Annotated in this window: 15 protein-coding genes; 6 read left to right on the top strand and 9 right to left on the bottom strand. The window is 63.2% G+C overall.

Features of this window, described 5'->3' with window-relative positions:
• Positions 1-657: IS21-like element helper ATPase IstB (gene istB / locus BLW84_RS20785; protein WP_093267681.1), on the top strand; the 657-nt coding region annotated here is incomplete at its 5' end.
• Between the two features lie 302 nt (positions 658-959).
• Here istB and BLW84_RS20780 read toward each other — a convergent pair.
• From BLW84_RS20780 to BLW84_RS20750, 7 genes are all read right to left on the bottom strand, one after another.
• The gene (locus BLW84_RS20780) at positions 960-1313 is read right to left on the bottom strand and encodes a hypothetical protein (protein WP_143061037.1); all 354 of its coding nucleotides are present in this window, start codon (positions 1311-1313) and stop codon (positions 960-962) included.
• The gene (locus tag BLW84_RS20775; RefSeq protein WP_093267647.1) at positions 1303-1560 is read right to left on the bottom strand and encodes a hypothetical protein; all 258 of its coding nucleotides are present in this window, start codon (positions 1558-1560) and stop codon (positions 1303-1305) included. The genes BLW84_RS20780 and BLW84_RS20775 overlap by 11 nt, the downstream gene beginning before the upstream one ends.
• A gap of 1333 nt (positions 1561-2893) precedes the next feature.
• Positions 2894-3247: a hypothetical protein gene (locus BLW84_RS20765; protein WP_093267643.1), complete on the bottom strand. Its 354-nt coding sequence runs from the start codon at positions 3245-3247 to the stop codon at positions 2894-2896.
• Between the two features lie 90 nt (positions 3248-3337).
• Positions 3338-3832 carry a hypothetical protein gene (locus tag BLW84_RS46365; RefSeq protein ID WP_143061036.1) on the bottom strand — a complete coding sequence of 165 codons (495 nt, stop codon included), beginning with the start codon at positions 3830-3832 and terminating at the stop codon, positions 3338-3340.
• A gap of 318 nt (positions 3833-4150) precedes the next feature.
• Positions 4151-4375 carry a hypothetical protein gene (locus tag BLW84_RS20755; RefSeq protein ID WP_093267639.1) on the bottom strand — a complete coding sequence of 75 codons (225 nt, stop codon included), beginning with the start codon at positions 4373-4375 and terminating at the stop codon, positions 4151-4153.
• 273 nt (positions 4376-4648) lie between these two features.
• Positions 4649-5371: a class II glutamine amidotransferase gene (locus BLW84_RS46360; RefSeq protein WP_143061035.1), complete on the bottom strand. Its 723-nt coding sequence runs from the start codon at positions 5369-5371 to the stop codon at positions 4649-4651.
• Positions 5359-6468, bottom strand: coding sequence for a hypothetical protein (locus BLW84_RS20750; RefSeq protein ID WP_218157392.1), 1110 nt, complete (start codon positions 6466-6468; stop codon positions 5359-5361). The genes BLW84_RS46360 and BLW84_RS20750 overlap by 13 nt, the downstream gene beginning before the upstream one ends.
• 1650 nt (positions 6469-8118) lie before the next feature.
• Here BLW84_RS20750 and BLW84_RS20745 point away from each other — a divergent pair.
• The 5 genes from BLW84_RS20745 (at position 8119) to BLW84_RS20725 (ending at position 15772) form a co-directional block, all read left to right on the top strand.
• On the top strand, positions 8119-8862 hold the full coding sequence (locus tag BLW84_RS20745; RefSeq protein WP_218157391.1) for a TnsA-like heteromeric transposase endonuclease subunit: 744 nt from the start codon (positions 8119-8121) through the stop codon (positions 8860-8862).
• Entirely contained in the window at positions 8859-11003 is a 2145-nt protein-coding gene (locus tag BLW84_RS20740; RefSeq protein ID WP_093267636.1) for a helix-turn-helix domain-containing protein, read from the top strand. Before BLW84_RS20745 ends, BLW84_RS20740 begins: the two co-directional genes overlap by 4 nt.
• Positions 11000-12136 (top strand): ATP-binding protein, encoded by a 1137-nt coding sequence (locus tag BLW84_RS20735; RefSeq protein ID WP_093267634.1) that lies wholly within the window; start codon positions 11000-11002, stop codon positions 12134-12136. The genes BLW84_RS20740 and BLW84_RS20735 overlap by 4 nt, the downstream gene beginning before the upstream one ends.
• Positions 12137-12150: 14 nt before the next feature.
• Positions 12151-14742, top strand: a complete 2592-nt coding sequence (locus BLW84_RS20730) for a TniQ family protein (protein WP_177226598.1) — start codon at positions 12151-12153, stop codon at positions 14740-14742.
• A gap of 709 nt (positions 14743-15451) precedes the next feature.
• Entirely contained in the window at positions 15452-15772 is a 321-nt protein-coding gene (locus tag BLW84_RS20725) for a helix-turn-helix domain-containing protein (RefSeq protein ID WP_093267631.1), read from the top strand.
• A gap of 405 nt (positions 15773-16177) precedes the next feature.
• Here BLW84_RS20725 and BLW84_RS20720 read toward each other — a convergent pair whose 3' ends face one another.
• Together BLW84_RS20720 and BLW84_RS20715 are read right to left on the bottom strand one after the other, a co-directional pair.
• Positions 16178-16510, bottom strand: a complete 333-nt coding sequence (locus BLW84_RS20720; protein WP_093267630.1) for a helix-turn-helix domain-containing protein — start codon at positions 16508-16510, stop codon at positions 16178-16180.
• A 69-nt stretch (positions 16511-16579) separates the two neighbouring features.
• Positions 16580-17026 (bottom strand): Hsp20/alpha crystallin family protein, encoded by a 447-nt coding sequence (locus BLW84_RS20715; protein WP_093267629.1) that lies wholly within the window; start codon positions 17024-17026, stop codon positions 16580-16582.
• Between the last annotated feature and the right edge of the window lie 75 nt (positions 17027-17101).

Raw genomic sequence — 17101 nt, 5'->3', positions numbered from 1 at the left:
TTCCTGGCCGCTTGCCTGCAACGCGAGGTCGCCGCTCGCGAGTCCCACGGCGGTGAGGGACGTATCCGCACCGCCCGGTTCCCGAGCAGGAAGTCCTTGGAGGAGTTCGATTTCGACCACCAGCGTTCCCTGAAACGCGACACGATCACGCATCTCGGGACACTGGATTTCATTGCAGGAAAAGAAAACGTAGTGTTCCTCGGGCCTCCCGGCACCGGCAAGATCCACCTGTCGATCGGGCTGGGCATCCGCGCCTGCCAGGCCGGACACCGGGTCTCCTTCGCCACCGCAGCTCAATGGGTCGCCCGCCTTGCCGAGGCAAGCCACGCCGGCCGACTCCAACAGGAACTGGTCAAACTCGGCCGGATCCCGCTGCTGATCATCGACGAGGTCGGCTACATCCCCTTCGAAGCCGAGGCCGCGAACTTGTTCTTCCAACTGGTCTCTTCCCGCTACGAGAGAGCCAGCCTGATCGTCACCAGCAACAAGCCGTTCGGCCGCTGGGGCGAGGTCTTCGGTGACGACGTCGTCGCCGCAGCCATGATCGACCGCCTCGTCCACCACGCCGAAGTCATCTCACTGAAAGGAGACAGCTACCGACTCAAAGACCGAGAAGACCTCGGTCGCGTCCCCACAGCCACCAAGACCAACGACTAAACATCAACAACCAAGGGGGTGGGTCCGTTTTCAGCCGCCGCAGCCGGATCCACATTCGGCCGCCGTTGACACACGGCTTTCGTGGTCTGGTTACGTAGACCGGTGACAGTGTACTTCGGCATCGTTCCCTCCGGGGTATTGTCGTGTGGCGTGGAATCAGCGGGTTGCTGTCACACTCGCTCCTTCCAGGGATGCCAGCATTGGCAGGAAATACGGGCGCCTCCTGCAGCACCGAGCTCCCGAGATTTGGGCGACATCTCGGTTGCTAGCTGGTTCCGGGCTAGCACCTAAACACTGGGCGCTCATATTTCGCCGGCTGCTTCGTCTGCGTGTCGCTCCGCTCCCTTCTCGATGATCTCTTCGAAGTTGATGCCGAATGCGTCGCAGAAGTGCCATAGATCGGCCACCAGATCCTCAACAACGGTCTCGAGCGGTTGGTCATCCGACCCATGCACCTGCTCAATTCGGGCAGCTAGTGCGTGCGCTGCCCACTGCGCACGCAGCGTGTTGTCGTGCTGCACGTTCTTGGGGTCGTCGGGCCGCAGTCGCGGGTGCAAGTCGGTTGGCCGCGCAAGAATCGCCTTCACCGCGGACATCGGCGCGCCGTCGACCGGTTCGTCGGCCCACGCCAGCAGCGAACGATCTTCAGAACCCACCACGGACGCCTCCCAGCTCGATCGTTTCTTCTGTCCATCGGCCGAGCCTGATCGCGGCCGAGAGCGGCAGCTCACGCATCACGTCCTGCATCTTCCGTCGATATCCGTCTGCGCCGTGGCGCAGCAGCTGGTCATCCGGGGTGACCTGGATATCCCTGCGCGGAAAGATCTCGATTCCGTTGACAAAGAAGGACTGGACTAGCTGTCCATCCTGGGCGTAGGCGCTGATCCTGATCAGCTCATCCATTGCAGTCATCTCCTGTGCCTGATGCGGATCCAGTCAAACTCATTGCTGCTCAATGTGATTTCTCCGATGAGATACGTTTTCCTCGTAGCGCGGTGTGTTGGATGCTGCGTTGCTACACGCGGCTCGCTGTCCTCACCAACCTGCAAAATGCGATCCCCGGCGTGGCGAAAGATTGCGAGCCAGTGGTGTGCAGATCTTCAGACGGAGCCAGCGAAACTGGACGCGCAAGCGGGGTGAGGGTGTGACGCGTCGGTGAGTGGCGGCTGGGTCCGAACCCATGCGAGCAGATCGTGTCCACCGGCGAACGCAGTAGATGTGACGAGAGCTGGGATGTCCTAGAGGTGTCGTCGCCCTAGAGTTGTGGCGGTGTGGTCAACTCAGCGAGGTGGGACGCTGCGTCAGAAGAGTCCGAAAAGCCGCCATGTGATCGGCTTGATCCGTAGGGGTCGGTTGTCGGCGTAGGACGCCATGAGGTGGCCGTGATTGGTGACGACTTGGTACGTGGTTAGCCATACGGCGAACCACGGCTCGGCTGGTGCGCCATGGCGCGCCGTTGCGTCTGGTGCCGGCATCATGGTCGAGTCGAGCTGCGGCAGGGTTGCCCGGTAGTGAGTGAGACGTCCACCGACCATTGGACAAGCCGTGATGGTGTATGCGGCGCACTGGGGATGCAGAGCCGGTTCGTTGGTGCACTGGCGCGGCAGATCGGACAGTCGCATCAGCAGTACGAGGCGGTCGCCTAGCTGTTGGCCACACACTCCGCACCATCCGCACCGAAGGGCATCTCTCATGCGAGTCCGGTCTACGGACCCGAAGAGGTATCGGCCGTCTGCAGTACGAGGGGTGATCCACGGGACCACCAAGCCGCCGACGGTCGGTAGATGTGCTAGCCACACCGGGATCGGGGGAATAGTTGTGCCGGTCATTGCTGTGTTCCTGTGCAGGGCTTCACTTTCGTGGGCTTCCTTGTCGAAGGGGCCGAACATCGAAAGAAGTGGCCCCAGGGCTTCTCGGTCGGTGCAGTGGGATCGGCAGTCAGTGGCCTAGTAACTCCGTTGCCACGAGGATCACTGGTGTGCAGAAAAGCGATCAAGACCGGATGTCAGGCCACCAGTTGCCGGGAACCTTCATGTCTTGCGGATTCATATGTTCGGGAAGTGCTCGCCGGGCGCTGCGCTTATTTGTCGCAGTGCCCTCCGGCAGGCCTGGAGTTGGTGGTGGCGATCGTTCTGGGGCAGGTTCCGTTGGTGGCTTCACAGCGACGACGTCAGCAGCGCTGTCCATGCAATCGCCGAGTTTCACAGGCCGCAGGGGAGGCCGTGCCCCCCATTGCTCACTGTGACGAACCTTCTTGACGGGGCTCGCAATGGCGAGCCGATCCCGAGCCTTTGCTGCGGTCGATGTCCGTGTTGACGATGTCCTCGCCAGCTAGTCGGATTTCTCCGGGTACTCCTGCTGTCAGCGGTTGGTCCTTGATCGTCGACACCGTCAGGTTGAACACTCTGTCGTAGTAGTCGTGCTCGAATCCGTCCGGCCAGCGCACGGAGACCTTCGCCGTGCCGTTGTACTCCGTGCCTCGCGTGACACGGACGAAGGTCGCGGTCTCCCCGCGGAAACTCGTCACCTGGTCGCCGGCCTGGATCTCCCTGCCGTCCGCGTCAGTCACTCGGTGCGTCGCGTCTGCCATGTCGGCCGTTCCTTTCGGTTTCGCGGAGCCAAGAAACCGGACTGGCCCCAGCGAGCGGGTGTATTGCTGGCAGCTTGGGGCAGCGAGTGCTCATGTCGTCTCATTCGGGTAGATCCCGAGGACCACGCCGCTGATCGCCTCGAGGTGCACCCCGAGGGGCACGGTCCGTTCGGCGTGCTGGCGTTCGGTGAACAGCCACGGCCAGTTATAGGGGGCATCGCCATCCTCCCAGTCGATCGACCAGGAGCCTGGCAAGCTGACCTCTCCATGCGTGTAGTCCCGGAGGGTCGGTCCGTCCTTCGGCATGCTCGATCGCCAGGCCTTCTTGATTTCGGCCAGCACGGCCTCCGCCAAGCGACGTGTCACCGGTCCCGGCCGCTGTACTTTGACCATTCCTCGGTCGGAACACCGGAAGGTACGGGCCTCACCGTCTGCACACTGAACCTCAAAGACCCGCCGACCCCGGTCGTCGGCCGATGTCGCGGCGTTGCGCACGACACCCCAGCCGTGCCGGTTGTTCACCCACATCGTGTGCCCTGGCTCTAGGCTGGAGCCGTAGACGAGGCGCGTGTTTGGTTCGGTCATGCTGTTCCCTCCGCCTCCAGGCGTCGTCCTCGGCTCCTCAGGCCTGTCGGCGCCGCGACTTTGTTGTGAGTCACGGCCGGTCGGTTCGTCTCCGGTACCTCGTCGGCAAGCTCCCAGTCGTACCGTCCTGGGCCGATCCAAGTGATGGAAAGTCCGCAGTATTTGCAGCGGTTGCCTTCTTCCGGAAGGTCGTCGGGAACGTGGGAGTTGCCCTCCCACCGGTAGCGCGGATACTCAGACATTGCTCCTTCTTTCTGCGGCTTCCGGCCTTATCGCCACCGGTGACCCGCTGCGGATTTCTTAATGACCCCAGGGCTCTCACACCTCCGCCAGAATGCCCAGCAACCGCACCACCTCGTCAGTGCAGGCACCGAAGTACTCGAACTCGTAGGCGTCGGCCAACTCCGCTTCGGCCTCGACAGCCGCCACAACGTCGCTCTGGTGGAGGCCGGATCTGTAGTATCCGCACTCCTCGAACAATTCTGCGGTGCTGTAGTCGTCGGCGAACTCGCCGGACAACGGAACGTGGGGGATCGAAGACATCGAAGAAATCTGGGATATCGTCCTCGTACATCTGGAGCGCCCGCCGCGCCGACTCAGCGCTTGCGTTCATATCCACCAGCCACACCGCCTGTGCCCTGCCGTGCTGTTGGCCCAACTCCTTCGCGCGCTGTTTGCAACTTTCGAAGGCGTCTACCTTCATCGCTGTCATGCCTTTCCGGCTTTCGAAGGACTTCTCTGTGGTAGAAGGAGCCGGACAAACCCGCAGGACTGCCCAGCGCCCAAATTGCACGGTCCGCGCCTTTCTGGAAATCTCTACCCACGGGCCTGCATGGCAGGCACATAGCAGCAGCACGACTCCACGTACTCTTCGCAGTCCACGCAGCAGCCGCAAATCTCACAGAACCCGTAGATGTCAACCATCTCTGCGGCAGACTCGCAAAGTGGACACCCGTCGCTGAAATCATGCAATGGCTCGAGATAGCCGAGGTTTGAATACCAGACGCCGTCGTCCCAGATTCCGCACTCTTCATTCAAGAGGTAAGAATTTTTTCGATAGTTTGGATCGACTGTCAAGATAGCCAGCTTGTTTCCTCTGCCCAGCCATTGAGTCAGGCGGCGTCGTCCCGCTCGAGTGGCGAATGACCCGAACGAGCTTTTCGGCAGAAAGTCCTCTGCGGCAACGCGAGTGTCTGATCTATTGTCTCCCCGTCGGGGGTGTACCTCTTTTGGCAGGATGCCGTTATGGGCAACGACAGTACGTCGATCGCCTCCCATGTAAAACGGGTGGCAATTCTGAACGCCGATAGATCCGTGAGTGCTGAGGCGACTGTGAAACAACGCGGGACCGTCAAGATTCTTCTTGCGCATGCGTTCGAAGGATTCCACCAGTTTTTCGGGGTTCATGCTGCGCCGGACCACGATTTGATTGCCTGTCACAGTTGCAAAACCGTGGCCATCGTTGTTGAGATGCGCGCCGTTCAAAAGTGCGTCCGTTTGCGGTGCCACGCCCGGCGGGTAGTAAGTCAGGAGGCACATGCCAGCTCCTCAAGCTCGCGCGAAAGCGGCGCATACTCGGGGTGTTCGCGGAGCCACGACACGAAAGCCCACCACGTCCACCCACCACGGTGGACGACATCCGAGACACGGAGTGTTCGCGAATATTCCACCGATGCCGCCGACAACCCCAGAGCTGCCTTCACTTCACGCGACTCCACCGTGCTGGCAAAAACACGGAGCTCGAACGTGTGATCATTTTGCGTGTTGATCGCGCGGTATCGATCACCTTTGAACCCCTTGGCATAGTCCTTAATGTGCCTTCGATCTGACTCGTAAAATGCTGCCCACTGCTCCGAGGTGCGGCGCGCAAGAATTGTTACTTGTTTCGCGTTTCTGTGCAGAAACTTCATCCACCGGTAAACGTGGGACGGTGAATCAAAAGCATCGCGACTGATATGGATATGCATGCCGTTTTCGAAGCCATCGGCTCCATCGTCTGCGAGATCAGAGAGCATTCCCCAGGGAAAGTGATCCATTGCCCAGTCATAGGACATTGGATGTGTCACAATTTCAAATCCGCAATCTATGGAACAATCCTCTTTGAGGTATCCTAGGCTGCCCAAGTGGCGCAGTGCCATTTCGGCGCAGTCCCGCTTCTCGCCGCTCGGGGTGTTGAGTTCCAGTTCTAGTCCGAGAAAGACCGGACCGGGACCGTGAAACCTCGGCACGGGTTTGTACGAGTAGCGTTCGATCAGGTCGGAGCTATTGTTATCGTCCGCTTCGCATTCCTCGCAGAGGGATGCGAAGCGTGTCAGGTCTCCGCAGCCCTCGCAATCCCAGAAGTCGTCCGCGCAGGAATCGCATACTTCGGTTCCGTCGGCGGTGTATCGAAGGTCGCGAGCGAATAGATTGCAGTGATCGCACAGCATGTAGATCATGCGGGCGCAGTGGGCGCAGATATTGCCGCCGTCCACTGTCTCGAAGGTATCTTCGGAACGTCGATCGCAGTGCTCGCAAATCGGGTAATCGTCGGCGCAAACCGTGCACATGGTGTAGCTATCCACCAAGCACGTTTCCGAGACCTGATCACCACATTGTTCGCACTCGATCTGGTCATCTATAATGGTGGCGGGCATAACAGAGCTACCTCTCTGGTATGTCAAGAGCCCTGGCAGGGACCGGAATTCCCTGTCAGGGCTCGCCTTTGCGTGCGCGACGCTTATTTTTCGACGCGCGCAGTGGCACGAACGGGGCGTGAACCCGTACACCCGCAAGATGCGGCATTAGCCATGTAGGGGAGGGTTTCTGCGAAAGTTTCGCGGACCCTTTCCTTTGGTTGGCTACTCGTGTCTCATTTGGGGGGCTCTTAACACTTTTGAGCCGCGCCATCAGTTAAGGTGTGCCGCATGGTCAATTGGCTTGCGTACGGAGTACTGTCCGTTTTGCTTTTCGGCCATGCGGCACACCTGTTGCGATGTGCGTTGGCCTACTGTCACTAGGCCGGTGCTTTCCGCCCCCGCTGCATTCCTGTCATCCTTCGGATCACGACGTTGTCGCTAGGGTCGTCGCGTTCGTCACGCTCGCCTAGGTATCCCCACGGGTGCGGTGCTATATCACGTGATCTCGGTATCCACACCGGCCACGCTTTTCCGTGCCAGAACTAGGCACGTCAACTAACCCCATTAATCTGTCCCGCTCACGCGGCGGACGCTCTGCGCGTCCAATGACCTCTTATCGGACCTGGCTAGCTGGCGCTGGCTTGTGCGCTTAGTGGCGGCATTCCACTCGTGGACGAGTGGCGCAAGCACATCTAGCACTCACAAACGCGGACCACGCCAGGAACGTGGGTTAGTTGCTCTGTTATCGCACGGCCCGTTCGGGCCGCATGACTGCGCGATGCAGTCGTTATGTCATTCAGGAACTTTGCAGTGTTAATTGACTCGCAGGGACGCCGTGCCCTGGTCTTCGCCAACTCCCTAGCTTGTCCTTCTGATATGTCTATTACACATCTAAATAGGACACCGTGCAACTTGGAGCCGTCTCTCGTTATTGTTTTGTGATCTGACTGGTTGAACGGGCGGGTTCAATGCGGTTGGTATGGGGATATGTGAGATGTTTTCGCCTTAAGGTCGCGCGGGTAGACGCGACCGAAGATGGTGAGCTGGCGCAGGTATGCATAGTTGCTGCAACTGCCCCGAGGGGGATTGAACGGGAATGTGCGGCAACTCTTTCGGGGTATTGACAAGCTGGCGGGGGAAGGGCTGACCTGGCGACGAATGGGCTCACATTGTCCGGGCTGTCTGGTTGATCGACGCTTCGAGCTGTCTATGGCGCCATCGCTTCGCGGGCGTTTTCTCGGCTTGACTTTGGCCCTGCGATGCAGGGGAGTCGAATGATGCTTCAGTGTGGTTTATTTTTTTCGCATTTCGGGGGTTACCTGTTGCTCTTTTCTCTAGTCGTCAACAGGTTCCCGTGGGGTACCGAGGCTGGGGAGGGTGAGGTAGGGGCCGTGGTGCTGTGACCAGCGACAAGCCGACACGGTGGAGCTTCCTGATTAGGAAGTAGATGAACGGGTGCATGAGTGGGCATACGATGAGGAATATGGGTCGCCGATGTAGGGTCTCATTTCCTGCTGCACTTTCTCATCGGCGACTGCATCTTGGCTGCACTTGTGCGGCAGGGTATGAGACTGGGCCGTTCGTGTGGAGCATCGACGTCTTGCTTATGGTCGGCAATGCGGCTGCCGATGGTCGGTTGTGGCTTCAGATCAGGTGGTTGGTGACGTCGTGGAGACGTTGCCGCTAGGGCAACCGAGTAAAGGGACGGTGTCTGTCGCCTTTCGGTGGTCCGTCAAGGAGCCTGAAGTCGTTATCTCGTGGGACGATATCGATGCTGGTGGGTTGAACAGGATCGTACCGTGGCGGACATTCCGTTGGCGGCGAGGGCAAAAACATTACTCGGGCGCGTACTGGTCGGCGACGGTGAAAGATCACGTCATTTATGAGTCGCGACTGGAGTTGGCGCGACTTCTGCTCGCGGATTTTGACGCGTCAGTGCATCACATTGTTGCTCAGCCGTTTCTGTTGAGGGCCACGGTGTCCGGGCGCGAACGCAAGCACGTTCCAGACTTCTTGCTGTGCACTGACGCCGTTCCCATCGTGGTTGATGTCAAGCCTGGTCACCGGGTTGCCCGGCCGGAGAATGCGTTCACGTTCGCCTGGACGAAACGGGTGGTCGAGTCGAAAGGGTGGTGGTACCAGGTGTGCAGCGAGCCACCACGCGTCGAGTTGGAGAACGTGCGCTTCCTGGCCGGCTACCGCCGCGACTGGCTGTTCGAAACTGGTTTGCTGGGCGAGTTAGGCGTGGCGGATCTGGACGGTCTTCCGTTGGGAGAAGCGCTGAAAGCTGCACCGGGTTACCCGCGGCCGTTGGTGCGGTCAGCCCTGCTGCATTTGCTCTGGACACAGCACTTCACGTTCGATCTCACCGTGCCGTTGAACCACGCCACCATGCTGAGGAGGTTGGCGTGAACAGCGCCTCTGTCCGTGTTGGGGTGGGGACGCGCTTTGTCTATGACGGCGAAGTGGTCGAGGTTGTGGAGATGCTGACCACTACCGCCGGCAACGATGTAGTCCTAAAAAACAGCGGCGACGGCCGGATTTCGCGGGTAGCGCTCAGAAAGCTCTTGACCTCCGGCCAGGTAAGAGTGATCCCTGACGGGCCGGGGCCTTCTTCTGACGGCTCCGTTGAGATCGCCAGCGTCGTGCTCGCTGAGCTTACCGAGACTGAGATGCACCAGGTCCGGGTGCGCGCCGCACATATCCGAGAAGTCCTCACGGGTTACCGCTCGGGAAGCAGTGACATCGTAGAAGCCGGGGAGCCTCGGAAGCAGTTCGACCCGCGCTTGCCTTTGACCAGCCGGTATAACGCAAAAGCGGTGGAGTTGGGGGTCGGCCTACGCACGATCAAGCAATGGGTGTCGGATTTCCGGAACGACGGCGAAGCCGGACTGGCACCCAGAAGGAGGCCGTCGGTCCGCCCTTCCAGGCGGACTGATGAGCGGTGGGTCGAGGTCGCGTTGGAGGTGATGGTCGAGCACACCGCGGAGTCGAAGCCGTCTCGGACGATGGTGATTGACCGGACGAACGCGCGGGTGGTGGCCCGGTTCGGTGAGGGAGTGGTGAAGTTGCCGTCGCGGGCGACGGCGTTTCGGGTGCTGGAGGAGTTGGAGAAGCGGCATCCGACGTTCCGGTTGAGTACGAAGCGGAACCGGGACATCGCCGACCGGCCTGATGGGGCTTATGGGAAGCTGCGGCCGACGAGGCCGGGTGAGTATTTGTTGATGGATACCACGCGGCTGGATGTGTTCGCGCTGGATCCGGTGACGTTGCGGTGGGTTCAGGCTGAGCTGACGGTCGCGATGGACTGGTACACCCGTTGCATCACCGGGCTGCGGATTACGCCGGTGTCGACGAAAGCGGTGGACGTCTCCTCAGTGCTCTATCAGTGCTATCGGCCGCGGCCTGCCGCCCCTGGGTGGCCTGAGCATGCGGTCTGGCCCGAGCACGGTATTCCCCGCAGCGTTCTGGTCGACACCGCCGCTTTCGCGCTGGCGGAGCAGCGGGGACCGGGTGCGGCGGGGCCGGCGGTGGTGCCGGAGACGATCGTGGTCGATCACGGCAAGGTCTATGTTTCCGAGCACGTGACCAGCGTCTGCCGGCGGATGGGGATTTCGATCCAGCCGGCCCGCCTGCGCACCGGCCGCGATAAGGGGCCGGTGGAGCGGTTTTTCCGCACCCTGCGGGAAGACCTGCTGCAGGCGCTGCCCGGCTATAAGGGCCCGGATGTTCACTCCCGCGGCCTGGACCCGGAATCGGAGGCGTTCTTCTTCCTCGACGAGCTGGAAGCGATCATCCGGGAGTGGATCGCGGTCTATCACCACCGGCCTCATGACGGCTTGGTGGAGCCGCACCTGCCGAAGCTGCGGTTGTCACCAGCGATGATGTTCGAGCACGGCCTGGCCCGCGCTGGCTATATCGAAGCCCCACGGGATCCGGATCTGGCCTACGAGTTCCTCCACACCAGGTGGCGCACGATCCAGCACTACGGGGTGGAGATCGACGGCCGCCGCTACAACGCCCGTGACGCGGTACTGAAGAAATACGAAAACGCCACCAGCCCCTACACGGGAAAGGCTCGGGGCCGGTGGCCAGTCCAGGTCGACCCAGACGACATCACCCGCGTCTACTTCCGCGACCCACAGGCCCGCACCTGGCACACCCTGTGGTGGGAGCACGCCCCCGCGCTGGACATGCCGCTCAGCGATGAAGCGCTGCGGTTCGCCCGGCGTCTGGCGGCAGAGAAATACACCTATCCCGACGACAAGATCGCGGTCGCTGATCTGCTGGAACGCTGGAACCTCGGCCTGGACCGGAGCCTGGTCGAGCGACGGATGGCACTGCGGCTTTCCCGGGAGCGCGCCGCTATCGACCTGCCCGAACAGGCCGGAGAACCCGACATCGCGGAGTTGCCATCGGTCGCCCGAGTCCTGCATCCCGCCGAGACCAGTGCCTCCGATGATCAGGATGCTGAGCGGGGGCCGGAGATGGGTGATGGCGACACCGACGACGAACTCGATGACTTCTACGCCGATGCCCTGGAGGATGTGTGACCGCATCACCAGCGGAAGCGGCCCCGGAAACCCAGTCGGGCCTGGACAACCTCACCCTGGCCCGCAAGGAAGGCTGGCACCGGTTCGTGCACGCCCCAGCCCGGCAGCGGCCGGATGCGCTGACACTCAAGCAGATCCGCGCCCTTCGGGAGGAGGCACGTGCGGACTATGACAAGCAACGGCGAGTCTGGCACGCCAACGTCGGTCCGCTGAGGACTCCGCAGCTGGCCGAACTGCATGAGGACTTGTGGGACATCGTCGACAGCAATGCCCAGGACGGTGACAAGGCCAAAGGCGCGATCGCCATCGATGCGTTCCCTGGTCTGGGCAAGACCACCGCGGTCCTGGCGTTCGCCAGGCAGTTCCATCTCCGCGAGATCACCGAGGACGGTGAGTGGACACCCGATGGGCATGAGCGCTGGCCGGTCTGCCGGGTCGGGCTGACTGGCAACACCGGGATGAAGGATTTCAACCGGGCCATGTTGGAGTTTTTCGCTCACCCCGGGACCAGTCGTGGCACCGCTGCGCAGTTCGCTCATCGTGCCCTGGACTGCATGCTCTCCTGCTACGTGCGGCTGCTGATCGTCGATGACCTACATTTTCTGCGCTGGCGGGCGAAAAGCGGTGTGGAGGTCAGCAACCACTTCAAATACATCGCCAACGAGTTCCCGGTGACGCTGTTGTTCATCGGTGTCGGGCTCGCCGACCGCGGCCTGTTCTCCGAAGGTTCCTCCTGCACCGACGCGGTGCTGGCCCAGACCGGGCGCCGGACCACGCCTTTGGACATGCGTCCGTTCACCGTCGACTCCGACACCGGCCGGTGGGAATGGCGGCAGATGCTGCTGGCGCTGGAACAACGCCTCGTTCTGGCCAACGTGCACCCGGGCATGCTCGCCGAGAACCTGTCGGATTACCTGTTCGCCCGCAGCACCGGTCACATCGGCTCCTTGATGACGTTGATCAACCGGGGGTGCCAGCGGGCCGTCCGCACCGGTGTCGAGCGGCTCGACCAGGACCTGCTGGACGGTGTGAAAAATGATGCTGCTGCGGAAACCGCTCGTCGTGAACTGAATGCCGCGATCCAGGCGCGCCGTCTCACGACTCGCGCCCCACAGGCTCGTGGTGCTCGATGAGGCCTGCTCGCACGTTGCCGATCCGGTTGGCGCCGCTGCCGGGTGAAGCGCTGGACAGCTGGCTGGAAGCTTTCGCGGAACGCTTGCACACCAGCATCTTCGACCTCGTTCGGTCTGCGGGGGTGGCTACGCGGTGGAAAACGCTGCGAGGCCGCAAACCGTGGGTGCACCACCTCGGCACTGATGAGCTCGCGGCGTTGAGCATGGTCACCGGAGCCTCCGCCGGAACCCTGGCGGCCATGACTCTGGACCGTTACGTCGGAACCGGTCTGGTCCCCGACCGGTCCGCGCGAGGGGGCGGCCGCACACGATGGTGGCGTGAACTGACCGGATCGCGGTTTTGCCCCCGCTGCCTGGCCGGCAACGGAAATCGGTGGATGCTGTCCTGGCGGCTGGCCTGGAGCTTTGCCTGCACCCACCATCACCTACTGCTGCGGGAAATCTGCCCGGCCTGCGAACGTCGCCACGTCTGGACCCGCACGACGCCACCACCCGGCTCGCCCGATCCTGGGGATTTCGGGTTCGACTCGTCGCGTGGTGGAGCACCCGTCTGCACCTTCCCCTTGGCAGAGGCGGACATAGTCCCCCTGGCCCCTGAGGAGCCCGTGCTGCGCGCCCAGCACCAGATCAACGCCACGATCACCGCGTTGCTGGCCGCGCGGCACACCGGCGCCGATCTGGCACCGTTACAGCAGGTCCTCGATGATCTGCACGCCGCTGCGCGCGCAGCGCTGGCGGCATTACGCACCTCGACCGCGCCACCCGAACCCATCACAGCGATCACACACAGCCTGCTCGCTCCCGACGGCTTTCCTGATCACCGATACCACGATCGGGTCGCTCATGTCGCTTTCGGCACGACCGCAGCGCACCTCATGCTCGCCACTGGACCGAGCGCACCGGACCCGGTGATCACCGACTGGCTCGCGCACGCCACCGCAGGCGGTTCCAAAGCCCACCTCTCCCGGTTGCTTGCTCAGTGGGACACCGCGAGCCCCGAACTTCAGGGCGCGCTGCTCAAACGCATCGGCCCGCACCTGGGCTCCGCCTTCCAGCTTCGCTACGGCATCGCGACCAGCACACCGCGCCGCCCGCGCTCCGGGAACAGCACAACGCGAGCGGCCAGCGTCCCCAGCCTGTTCTGGAGAGGATGGGCACTGCGTCTCAATCCCCAGGGCCGGTTCGACCCGCTGTCCTACCGTCAAGCGCTGAGTATGCTGCTGCAGATCGCCGGACTCGGAGACCTCGACTACACCGCCGTTCGGGACCTGCTGGGTCTGCCCTCGGCCAGCAACGTCGTCTGCTCCGGTTTCACCAAGAAACTCCGCCACAGCGGCGCCTGGGAGCCCGTGCTCGCCGCGCTCGGTCAACTCGCCCGCACTCTCGACGAGGAGCCCGCACCCATCGACTACGGGCGCCGCCGCCGATGGCGGCGCATTTCGGCCGCCGCGCTGGACCGCACAGCCTGGCGGGCCGCCTGCAAACACATCCGCTACCGCACCTCCGAGCGCCAGGAACGCTTCGCGCAGCTGCACCTGATCGAGCTGCTCACCGGCAGCCACCCCTACCTGTTCCGCGAGCCGCTGACGCTGTCCCCAGCACTCGACGGCGTTGACTACACCGCGTTCGTTTTCAGCCTTCCCTCGCAGCTATCCGCACATCTGCACCAGCAAGCGCAGACCCTGTTGCGACGCTTACGCATCGAGGAACCCGTGACCTGGGAACCTCCGTTCGACCGGGTCGGCACCATCGCCTGGCCAGGTCCACACCCTGACGACGTTCGCCCCGAACAACTCTGGGCCCTTGCCAGGGCAGGGCTGCCCCGCAGCGAGATCGCCACCCGCCTGCACACCACGTCCGAACACATTCACCTGACCGCTACCCGCCATCCGCAACTCTGGACTCGACGACGGCAGCATGGGCGCAGCCCCGAGCCGGTCACCGAAAGGCACGGCACAGCCCTACTCAGCGAGCATGAGCTGCGCGGCTATATCGACCAGGGACTCCGGCCCGGCCAGATCGCGCGACTCATCGGTTGCAGCCACCAACGGATCAGCAAGCTCATGGTCGGCAGCGGAATCGGCCCACGAGCGCCACGTGAAACGCTCCGCGGACTCGACCCGGCCTGGCTGCGCGAGCAATACGAAGACAACCAACGTTCCTTCACCGACATCGCAACCGAACTCGGCATCCCGGCATCGGATCTCGCCCGGCACGCCCGCAAGCTCGGACTCGCGATCCGCCGAGGTGTCGCCGCGCACCAGCACGTCCTCGCCGACCACGGCGGACCCGACGCATTCTCGGCCACCATCTGGACTGTCTTCGCGTCCCGCGGGGCCGAACAACGCATCACACGGCTGCTGGCGATTCCCGGACACCCCGACCTCAACCGTGCCGCCAGACATCTCGGCATCAGAAAGGCCATCCTCGCCGCGCAAGTCAGCCACCTCGAACGCGACGTCGGTGTCCCGCTCCTGGAGACCGCACCTGGCCCTGACGGCATCAGGCTCACTCCCGTCGGCGAGAAGTTCACACAAGAAGCACTCCCGGTCCTGGCCATACTCGATCGAGCAGGCGACGACACCGGTAATGACCCCCAGAGCTAACCCAGTGCTTCGTCGTGGCCATCCCTGGGAGAACTCGGGCCGGCCAGTCGTGGGTGGCGGCTACGTCGCTGCACCACCATGCCCGGCGGCGCACGAGCACCTAGCCCTGCCGCGCGGAGGCGTGCACGTCCTCCCCCTGTCCCGAGCCGCAGGGGGTGAGCATGACGGAAACCCGCAGGTGAGCGGAGTTTCCTCACCTGATCGATGAAATCTATGATCGCCGGAGTAGACATTCCCCGCTGAGTGTGTGTAATCTTCTGCTCGTCGCAAGAGAGAGAACGTCAGGTGGCACGGGAGATGACGAACTACCCGTGAGCAAGCGCAAGACGGTCAGGTCTGCCGGGGCCGATCAGTGGAAGGGGCTCCGGTAGGCGACCAAGGACAGTCGGCAAGGCGTGACCGGCATGTGCAAGAGGCCGGAGCCGACAGTCGCGTGAGGATAGGTAAGTCAGGAAACAGAGGAGAAGGGAAGGGTTGCACGCCATCGGATCGCCTGCCTCCGGCTGAGTTGCGCCGGGCGGGTGCCGCAGTCCCATCGGATTGGAAGGTGGTCTTCGGTTACGCGAACGCGATCCCCGCAGTCTCCGCCTCTAGTGCGGAGCACGCGGACACAGGAGGCCGATCTCACGGTCGGCTGATGGAAGTGGAACCCACAACCCTGGGGCCCCGGTGCCATGGCACCGGGGCCCCTCTTGATGCGGAGGCGCCGATGACCCCAGAAACCCACGACCCGCAGACCGCGGACGAGAAGTTCGATGACGAGCACTACCCCGCCTACACCATGGGCCGCGCCGCCGAGATGCTCGGCACCACCCCGGCGTTCCTGCGCAGCCTGGACGAGGCACAACTGATCGAGCCGCAGCGCTCCTCCGGTGGGCACCGCCGCTACTCCCGCTCCCAGTTGCGCCTGGCCGCCCGCGTCCGGGAACTCGTCGACCAGGGCACCGGTCTCGACGCCGCCTGCCGCATCGTCACCCTGGAAGACGAACTGCAGGAAGCCCGAGACCTCAATGGTCCGACGCCACCCTGACGATCCCTCTCTCGCAGTGGTAGCGACCGTGGCTGCGGCGACGGCCACCGCCTTCTGCCGGACCATGGCGATGCGCTCAGTCAACGTGATCACGCCTGGCCGGATCACCCGAGCTCGCTGATGACTTCGGCGAAGTCCCGCCAGCCCCGGTGTTCTGGGTTTCTGCGACGAGGTCGACGACGGTCAGCTGGTGATCCTCGTGGTCCCCAGCAGCACCCCCGCGACGACGTCTACACGGCGGTTTGCCGCGAACGCGGCCGCTGACCACACGCCGAGCGGCCGGGCTGAATGTCACGGCCCCTGGAGATACCCCGTCACTCGGCACTGACGCACCTCGGTGAGCAGGGCGCGGCAGGCGACCTGCCGGGGCGAAACCTGGTGGGATACAGGCCGGGCTGAACGTCGTTATCGGGTCCCGTCGTGTTCGAGTTCGGTGAGGCGGGTGTGGGCGGCGGCGAGGTCGCGTTCGAGTTCGGCGATGCGGCAGGCTGCGGTCAGGACAGTGTGGCCGGCGTCGAGGAGTTCGCGGACGCGGGCGGCGAGGGTGAGTTGGGTGCGGCTGTAGCGGCGGTGCCCGCCAGTGGAGCGGTCGGGGGACAGCAGGCCGGTGGCGTCGAGGCTGCGGAGGAACTCCGGCGTGACGCCGAGCATGTCGGCGGCTCGGCCCATCGTGTAGGCGGGGTAGTCGTCGTCGTCGAAGGCGGTGGCGGCCCGGTCGGTCGGGGGATGATCGGTCATCTCCACCTCACATGATGTGCGGGAATGGGCGTCCAGGCCCGCACTGTCGCGGGCCTGGACACCGGGTGATCAGTGGGTGGTGCCTTCGATGATCTTGCGGCCGCTCCCGTGACCGACTTCGATGCGCCGGGGCTTGGCCCGCTCGGCCACCGGCAGGGTCACGGTGAGCACCCCGTCGGTGTAGTCGGCGCTGATGTTGTCCACATCCAGGCCGCCACCCAGCGAGAGCTGGCGGGAGAAGGTGCCTCGGGGGCGTTCGGCGGTCAGGTAGCTGACCTCGGCATCGCCCTCGCCACTCGGCCGCCCGCGGCGCTGGGCGCGCACGGTGAGGGTGTTGTTCTCCGCGCTGACTTCCAGCGACTCGGGGTCGATGCCGGGCAGGTCGAACTCGACCACGTAGTTGTCCCCGGCCCGGTAGGCGTCCATGGCCATGGTCTGCGGTGCGCGGGCGCTGCCGAACACCTCGGCGGTCAACCGGTTGAGATCACGGAAGAACGGATCGAACGCCAGCGTCATCACCCACCACGTCCTTTCACACGCTCGTCGTCAACTCACACGCCATCAGCAGCGGAGCGCGGGGAGCGGAGCCCT

It is taken from the genome of Saccharopolyspora shandongensis (genome assembly GCF_900106995.1).
GTDB classification, from domain to species: domain Bacteria; phylum Actinomycetota; class Actinomycetes; order Mycobacteriales; family Pseudonocardiaceae; genus Saccharopolyspora; species Saccharopolyspora shandongensis.
This window is presented reverse-complemented; position numbering and strand designations above follow the sequence as displayed.

Excerpts from the sequence above, each read along its gene's own strand:
- BLW84_RS20765 (WP_093267643.1), bottom strand. The coding sequence starts at position 3,247 with ATGGCAGACGCGACGCACCGAGTGACTGACGCGGACGGCAGGGAGATC.
- BLW84_RS20775 (WP_093267647.1), bottom strand. The coding sequence starts at position 1,560 with ATGGATGAGCTGATCAGGATCAGCGCCTACGCCCAGGATGGACAGCTA.
- BLW84_RS46360 (WP_143061035.1), bottom strand. The coding sequence starts at position 5,371 with ATGTGCCTCCTGACTTACTACCCGCCGGGCGTGGCACCGCAAACGGAC.
- BLW84_RS20755 (WP_093267639.1), bottom strand. The coding sequence starts at position 4,375 with ATGTCTTCGATCCCCCACGTTCCGTTGTCCGGCGAGTTCGCCGACGAC.
- BLW84_RS20725 (WP_093267631.1), top strand. The coding sequence starts at position 15,452 with ATGACCCCAGAAACCCACGACCCGCAGACCGCGGACGAGAAGTTCGAT.
- BLW84_RS46365 (WP_143061036.1), bottom strand. The coding sequence starts at position 3,832 with ATGACCGAACCAAACACGCGCCTCGTCTACGGCTCCAGCCTAGAGCCA.
- BLW84_RS20750 (WP_218157392.1), bottom strand. The coding sequence starts at position 6,468 with ATGCCCGCCACCATTATAGATGACCAGATCGAGTGCGAACAATGTGGT.
- BLW84_RS20715 (WP_093267629.1), bottom strand. The coding sequence starts at position 17,026 with ATGACGCTGGCGTTCGATCCGTTCTTCCGTGATCTCAACCGGTTGACC.
- BLW84_RS20720 (WP_093267630.1), bottom strand. The coding sequence starts at position 16,510 with ATGACCGATCATCCCCCGACCGACCGGGCCGCCACCGCCTTCGACGAC.